Genomic DNA, 6,287 nt, shown 5'->3' with positions numbered 1-6,287 from the left:
CATGCGCAGGTGCCGTGGGCCCACCTCGGTGACGAACTCGACGTTCTGCCCGTCCGGCAGCGGCGGCACGACGACCGGGGGCCGGCTCAGATCGAGGCTGTCGAGCTCGTCCGGATCGACCTGGACGACGACGTGCGGGTTCGGCATGCGCACGGCAGCCAGCGCCGGGGTGGAGATAGGCGCGGCGGTGGCGACCGGCCGGTCGGCAAGGACCTGGGGCGATCCCATCTGCACGCTGATGTCGCCATCGGTGCAGGACCGCACTCGCGTGATCCCGCCGCGTGTCGCCACCGCCGCTGACTCTGTAACGAGGCGGGACCGGATTAGGTATCGCAGAAATACACGAATTCCATTTCCGCACATCTCGGCCAGGCTGCCGTCGGCGTTGCGGTAGTCCATGAAGTACTCCGCGTCGGCGGTGAATTCCTTGCCGTCGGGGTCGTTCTCGCACCTCACGACGCGCAGCACGCCGTCGGCGCCGATGCCGCGGTGGCGGTCGCACAGCGCCCGGACGAGCTCGGGTGTGAGATCGATGTCACCGTCCAGATCGGGGATCACGACGAAGTCGTTCTCGGTGCCGTGGCCCTTCAGGACGCGCATGGAACCAGCTTAAGTGCTCGGCCCGCGACGTCCGGGGCGGAGCCGTCGAGCCACTGCACCCGCGGGTCGCGGCGGAACCAGGAGCGCTGGCGGCGCACGAAGCGGCGGGTCGCGCGCACGGTGATCGCCACGGCCTCGTCGAGGTCGCCGGTGACGCTGCCGTCGTCGGCGAGGACGGCGAGCAGTTGGGCGTAGCCGAGAGCCTTACCTGCGGTGGGGCTGTCGCGCAGCCCGGCGGGCAGCAGGCCGCGGACCTCGTCGAGGAACCCGAGCCGCATCATCGACTGCACCCGGCGCTCGACCCGGTCGTCGAGATCGGGACGGTCGAGTCCGATGAAGACCGTGTCGTAGATCGAGTCGAACCCCGGCATGGTGGCGACAAAACTCGCCCCGGTGAGCTCGACGACCTCGAGCGCGCGGACGATGCGCCGTCCGTTGCTTGGCAGGATCGCGGCTGCGGCGGCCGGATCGACCGCAGCGAGACGCCGGTGCAGCTCGGCGGGCCCGAGTGCGTCCAACTCGGCGTACAGGCGCGCGCGGAGTTCGGGTGACTCGCCAGGGAACTCGAGCCGGTCGAGCGCGCCGCGCAGGTAGAGGCCCGACCCGCCGACCAGGATCGGCAGCCGGCCGCGCCCGTGCACCTCGGCGATCACGTCGCGGGCGAGGCGCTGGTACTCGGCGACCGCGGCCGACTTCGACAGCGGCCAGATGTCGAGCAGGTGGTGCTTGACGCCGCCCCGCTCGTCCGCCGGCAGCTTGGCGGCGCCGATGTCCATGCCGACGTAGAGCTGCATCGAGTCGGCGTTCACGATCTCGCCCCCGAGCCGCTGCGCCAGCGCGATGGCGAGATCGGACTTGCCGGTGGCCGTCGGCCCGACGACGGCGAGGACGCGAGGGTCAGGCACGCGCCGTCCAGGCCGCGACGAAGTAGCCGACGCCGAAGGGCGCCGAGTCGTGCAGCAGCTCGGCGGTGAAGGTGCCGTCGCCGAGCAGCCCGGCGACCTGGGCCCAGACCGGCGCACCGGCGGCCATCAGCTCGGCGCCGCCCTGCGCCTGCGGCTCGGCCAGCCGGCGGGGGTCGCCCGCGCCGAGCATCTCGGCGACCGCGGCGTCGAACGCCTCGGCGCGCGGGTCGAAGTAGCCGGGCGCCTTCTCGGTGCGCTTGGCGCTGCCGTCGCCGACCACCAGCAGGGCGGTGGCACCGTCGAGGTCGACGGCTGGCGCGTGGCCGGACGGGTCGTCGGCGAGGCCCCCGACGTCGGCGAGCTCGCCGACCGCGTCGGCCAGCACCCACGTCCCGACCGTGAGCGAGGCCGGCAGCGTCGGGGCCTCGTCGGCGGACCGACCGAGCGAGGCGGTGACGGGCACGCCGAACCCCGCCAGCGTGCCGACGGCGCCCGCCGGGAAGGCCGCGGCGGCGTCGGCGGCGCCGACGACCAGCCAGCGCGTCGCGCCGTCGCCGACCCGCCGGATCGCCGTGCGCGCGGCCTCGGTGAGCTCGGTGAGGTCGGCAGCCGCCCCCTGCGCGACGGCGGGCACGAGCAGCGGTGTCTGGGGGACGAAGGCGGCGCCGAGGATCATGCTCAGGAGGCTATCCGGGCCCCGGGCGTTGCCCGAAGCGACGCCTGATCGTGTGTAATGCACCCATGAGCTCCCCCTGGGGTCGCATCGACGCCGACGGCACGGTCTACGTGAAGGACGCCGGGACAGACGGCGGCGAGCGCGTCATCGGGTCGTGGCAGGCCGGTGACGCCGACGCCGGATTGGCGTACTACGTGCGCAAGTACGAGGACCTCGAGACCGAGGTCTCGTTGCTCGCCAAGCGCCTCTCGTCCGGTGCCGGCGACCCGATCGCCACCCGCAAGCACGCGCTCGAACTGAAGGAGCAGCTGCCGACCGCGGCCGTCATCGGCGACCTCGCCGGACTGGCCACGAAGCTCGACGCGCTGCTCACCGAGGCCGAGGCGAAGGCCGGCGAGGCGAGCGCCGCGCGGGAGGCCGCCCGGGCCGAGGCGATCGCGGCGAAGGAGCAGCTGGTCGCCGAGGCCGAGCAGATCGCCGAGCACGCGACGTCCTGGAAGACCTCGGGCGACCGGCTGCGGGCGATCGTCGACGAGTGGAAGCAGATCAAGGGCGTCGACCGCAAGACTGACGACGCGCTGTGGAAGCGGTTCGCCGCGGCCCGCGACGCGTTCGGCAAGCGGCGCGGACAGCACTTCGCGCAGCTCGACGCCGAGCGCGGCACCGCCAAGCAGGCCAAGGAGAAGCTGGTCGCGCGGGCCGAGGAGCTCTCGACGTCCGACGACTGGAAGGGCACCGCCGCGGCGATGCGCGACCTGATGACCGAGTGGAAGGCCGCGCCGCGGGCCGCCCGCGACGTCGAGGACGCGCTGTGGGCACGCTTCCGGGCCGCGCAGGACGCCTTCTTCGCCCGCCGGTCGGGCACCTTCGCCGAGCGCGACGCCGAGCAGGTCGAGAACCTGCAGAAGAAGGAGGCGATCATCGCGCAGGCCGAGGCGCTCGACGTCTCGAACCCGAAGGCCGCCCAGGTGGCCCTGCGCGACCTGCAGGAGGCCTTCGACGGCATCGGGCACGTGCCTCGCGACGCCATGCGGCGGGTCGACGAGCGCATGCGGGCGGCCGAGCAGCGGGTGCGCGACGCGCTCGACGCGGAATGGCGCACCAACACGACCGCGTCCAACCCGTTCCTGGCCGCGTTGCGCGAGAGACTGTCCGAGGCCGAGGAGAAGCTGGAGCGGGCGAGGAAGTCGGGCGACGCAGCCCGGATCGCGAAGGCGGAGGCCGAGGTCGAGCAACGCCGGTCGCTGCTGCCACAGTGAGTGGCAGTGCGCGACCCGGAGGAGGAGGGGCCCATGCCGTCCGGACTGCTACCGAACGCCGCCGTCGACCCGAAGGCCGTGTCGGCCAACCCGCAGACCGTCGTCGAGGCGTTTCTCGCCGCGCTCGTCGCGGGTGACGCTGCCACCGCCGGTGCGCTGCTCGCCGACGACGTCCGCTACGTCAACGTCGGGCTGCCCGCCGTGCACGGACGGCGGGCCACGCTGCGCGTGCTCGCACCGCTGCTGCGGGGCGCGTCGCGGCCGGTCGGCTTCGAGCTCTACCTGCACGCCATCTCGGGCTCGGGGCCGGTGGTGCTCACCGAGCGCACCGACGTCGTCACCGTCGGCCCGCTGCGCCTGCAGTTCTGGGTCGCCGGCCGGTTCGACGTGTACGACGGCCAGATCACGCTGTGGCGCGACAGCTTCGACTACCTCGACTGCACCCGCGCGCTGGTGCGGGCCGTCGTCGGCGCGGTGATCCCGCCGCTGCGGCCGAAGGCGCCCGGGAGCACCTCGACGCCGCCGGGACGGCACGCGCACTGACGCGCGCCCTGCTCCCCGGCCCGCGGCGGGTCAGCTCGGGCGCGGGGTGAGCATGAGCAGCTGTCGGGCCGGCGCCGGGTGTGCCGCCACGGAGGCGCCGCGCCAGCGGCGGTGCGCGGTGATCGGGGCGTCGGCCACGAGGTGGTGGGGTGCGGCGTAGGTGACCGTGGTGGTCACGACGTCGCCGGGCTGCACGTCCGGGCCGGCGGCCAGGTGCACCAGCCGGCCGTCGCGGGCGCGGCCCGAGACCCGGCCGGTGTCGGTGTCCTTGCGCCCGCCCGTCGTGCTCACCAGCACCTCGACCTCGGTACCGACGAGCTGCTTCGCCGCGTCCCACGAGAGCTGTTCCTGCAGGTCGACGAGGCGCTGGTAGCGCTCGGCGACGACGGCGGCGGGCACTTGGTCGGGCATCGTCGCGGCCGGCGTGCCGGGGCGCTGCGAGTACTGGAAGGTGAAGGCGCTGGCGAACCGGGCGGCGCGCACGGCGTCCAGCGTCTGCTCGAAGTCCTCGTCGGTCTCGCCCGGGAAGCCGACGATGATGTCGGTGGTGATCGCGGCGTCCGGCATCGCGGTACGCACCCGGTCGAGGATGCCGAGGTAGCGCTCGCGCCGGTACGAGCGGCGCATCGCCTGCAGCACGCGATCGCTGCCCGACTGCAGCGGCATGTGCAGGTGCGGCATCACGTTCGGCGTCTCGGCCATCGCGGCGATGACGTCGTCGGTGAAGTCACGGGGGTGCGGGCTGGTGAAGCGGACGCGCTCGAGGCCGTCGATGCCGCCGCAGGCGCGCAGCAGCTTGCCGAACGCGAGCCGGTCGCCGAACGATCGGCCGTAGCTGTTCACGTTCTGCCCGAGCAGGGTCACCTCGACGACGCCCTCGTCGACGAGCGCGCGGATCTCGGCGAGCACGTCGCCCGGCCGCCGGTCGGTCTCGCGGCCGCGCAGCGACGGGACGATGCAGAACGTGCAGGTGTTGTCGCAGCCCACCGACACCGACACCCAGGCCGAGAACGGTGACTCGCGCCGGCTCGGCAGGTCGGACGGGAAGTGTTCGAGCGCCTCGACGATCTCGATCTCGGCGGCCTTGTTGTGCCGGGCCCGCTCGAGCAGGACGGGCAGCGCGGCGAGGTTGTGGGTGCCGAACACGACGTCGACCCACGGGGCCCGCTCGACGATCCGGCCCCGGTCCTTCTGCGCCAGGCAGCCGCCGACGGCGATCTGCATCGCCGGGTTGGCCTGCTTGGCCGGCAGCAGGTGGCCGAGGTTGCCGTAGAGGCGGTTGTCGGCGTTCTCGCGCACCGCGCAGGTGTTGAAGACGACGAGGTCAGGATCGGTGCCGTCGGCGGCGCGCTCGTAGCCTGCCGACTCGAGCAGGCCGGCGAGGCGCTCGGAGTCGTGGACGTTCATCTGGCACCCGTAGGTGCGGATCTGGTAGCTGCGGCTCATGGCTCGTCCAGGGTACGGGCCGTGCGGACGCAGCCCGGTCGGCGATGCCGCTTGGTCAGTGCGCGATCTCGCTGGCCCGCGACTCGCGGACGACGGTGACGCGGATCTGGCCGGGATAGGTGAGCTCGTCCTCGATCTGCTTGGCGATCTCGCGTGCCATCACCGAGGCCGCGAGGTCGTCGACCTCGCTCGGCTGCACCATGACCCGCACCTCGCGTCCGGACTGCATGGCGAAGACCTTCTCGACGCCCTGCTTCGCGGTCGCGATCTCTTCGATGCGGTGCAGCCGCTTGATGTAGTTCTCGAGCGACTCGCGGCGCGCGCCGGGGCGGGCGGCCGAGCAGGTGTCGGACGCCTGGGTGAGCACGGCCTCGATGGTGCGCGGCTGCACCTCGTTGTGGTGCGCCTCGACGGCGTGCACGACCGCTTCGTCCTCGCCGTACTTGCGCAGCAGGTCCGCGCCGATGAGCGCGTGGCTGCCCTCGACCTCGTGGGTGAGGGCCTTGCCGAGGTCGTGCAGGAAGGCGCTGCGCTTGACCAGGGTCGGCTCGATGCCCATCTCGGCGGCCATGACGCCGGCGATGTGGGCGGTCTCGACGAGGTGGCCGAGGACGTTCTGGCCGTAGCTGGTGCGGTACTTGAGACGGCCGATGGTCGGCAACAGCCGCTCGTCGACCGGGCCGATGCCGACGTCGGCGAGGGCGTCGCGAGCCGCGCGGAGGCACAGCTCGTCGACCTCGGCGCGACTCTGTTCGTAGGCCTCCTCGATGCGGTGCGGGTGGATCCGCCCGTCCAGGATCAGCTTCTCGAGGGTCAGCCGGCCGACCTCGCGGCGCACCGGGTCGAAGCAGGACAGCA

7 protein-coding genes are annotated in these 6,287 nt (G+C 72.9%); 2 read left to right on the top strand and 5 right to left on the bottom strand.

Annotated elements, in window-relative coordinates:
• The 3 genes from dapF to ACTHMS_RS03400 all read right to left on the bottom strand — a co-directional run.
• The coding region (gene dapF / locus ACTHMS_RS03410; protein WP_440305271.1) for a diaminopimelate epimerase at nucleotides 1-600 on the bottom strand (600 nt) is incomplete at its 3' end.
• Entirely contained in the window at nucleotides 588-1,505 is a 918-nt protein-coding gene (gene miaA / locus ACTHMS_RS03405) for a tRNA (adenosine(37)-N6)-dimethylallyltransferase MiaA (protein ID WP_440305270.1), read from the bottom strand. The genes dapF and miaA, both read right to left, overlap by 13 nt.
• The gene (locus ACTHMS_RS03400) at nucleotides 1,498-2,181 is read right to left on the bottom strand and encodes a hypothetical protein (protein WP_440305269.1); all 684 of its coding nucleotides are present in this window, start codon (nucleotides 2,179-2,181) and stop codon (nucleotides 1,498-1,500) included. The genes miaA and ACTHMS_RS03400 overlap by 8 nt, the downstream gene beginning before the upstream one ends.
• Before the next feature lie 65 nt (nucleotides 2,182-2,246).
• On the opposite strand from ACTHMS_RS03400, the gene ACTHMS_RS03395 reads away from it, so the two are divergent.
• Nucleotides 2,247-3,440, top strand: coding sequence for a DUF349 domain-containing protein (locus tag ACTHMS_RS03395; RefSeq protein WP_440305268.1), 1,194 nt, complete (start codon nucleotides 2,247-2,249; stop codon nucleotides 3,438-3,440).
• A gap of 33 nt (nucleotides 3,441-3,473) precedes the next feature.
• Complete coding sequence (locus ACTHMS_RS03390; RefSeq protein ID WP_440305267.1) at nucleotides 3,474-3,983, top strand: limonene-1,2-epoxide hydrolase family protein; 510 nt, start codon at nucleotides 3,474-3,476, stop codon at nucleotides 3,981-3,983.
• 30 nt (nucleotides 3,984-4,013) lie between these two features.
• Here the strand turns inward: ACTHMS_RS03390 and miaB are convergent, their stop codons facing one another.
• Together miaB and ACTHMS_RS03380 are read right to left on the bottom strand one after the other, a co-directional pair.
• On the bottom strand, nucleotides 4,014-5,429 hold the full coding sequence (miaB, locus tag ACTHMS_RS03385) for a tRNA (N6-isopentenyl adenosine(37)-C2)-methylthiotransferase MiaB (protein WP_440305266.1): 1,416 nt from the start codon (nucleotides 5,427-5,429) through the stop codon (nucleotides 4,014-4,016).
• Nucleotides 5,430-5,484: 55 nt separating this feature from the next.
• Nucleotides 5,485-6,287 (bottom strand): HDIG domain-containing metalloprotein (locus tag ACTHMS_RS03380; RefSeq protein WP_440305265.1); only part of this gene is annotated, 803 nt, incomplete at its 5' end.

The organism is Jatrophihabitans sp. (assembly GCF_051960575.1).
GTDB lineage: Bacteria > Actinomycetota > Actinomycetes > Mycobacteriales > Jatrophihabitantaceae > JBQCEE01.
This window is presented reverse-complemented; position numbering and strand designations above follow the sequence as displayed.

Excerpts from the sequence above, each read along its gene's own strand:
- ACTHMS_RS03400 (WP_440305269.1), bottom strand. The coding sequence starts at position 2,181 with ATGATCCTCGGCGCCGCCTTCGTCCCCCAGACACCGCTGCTCGTGCCC.
- ACTHMS_RS03395 (WP_440305268.1), top strand. The coding sequence starts at position 2,247 with ATGAGCTCCCCCTGGGGTCGCATCGACGCCGACGGCACGGTCTACGTG.
- ACTHMS_RS03390 (WP_440305267.1), top strand. The coding sequence starts at position 3,474 with ATGCCGTCCGGACTGCTACCGAACGCCGCCGTCGACCCGAAGGCCGTG.
- miaB (WP_440305266.1), bottom strand. The coding sequence starts at position 5,429 with ATGAGCCGCAGCTACCAGATCCGCACCTACGGGTGCCAGATGAACGTC.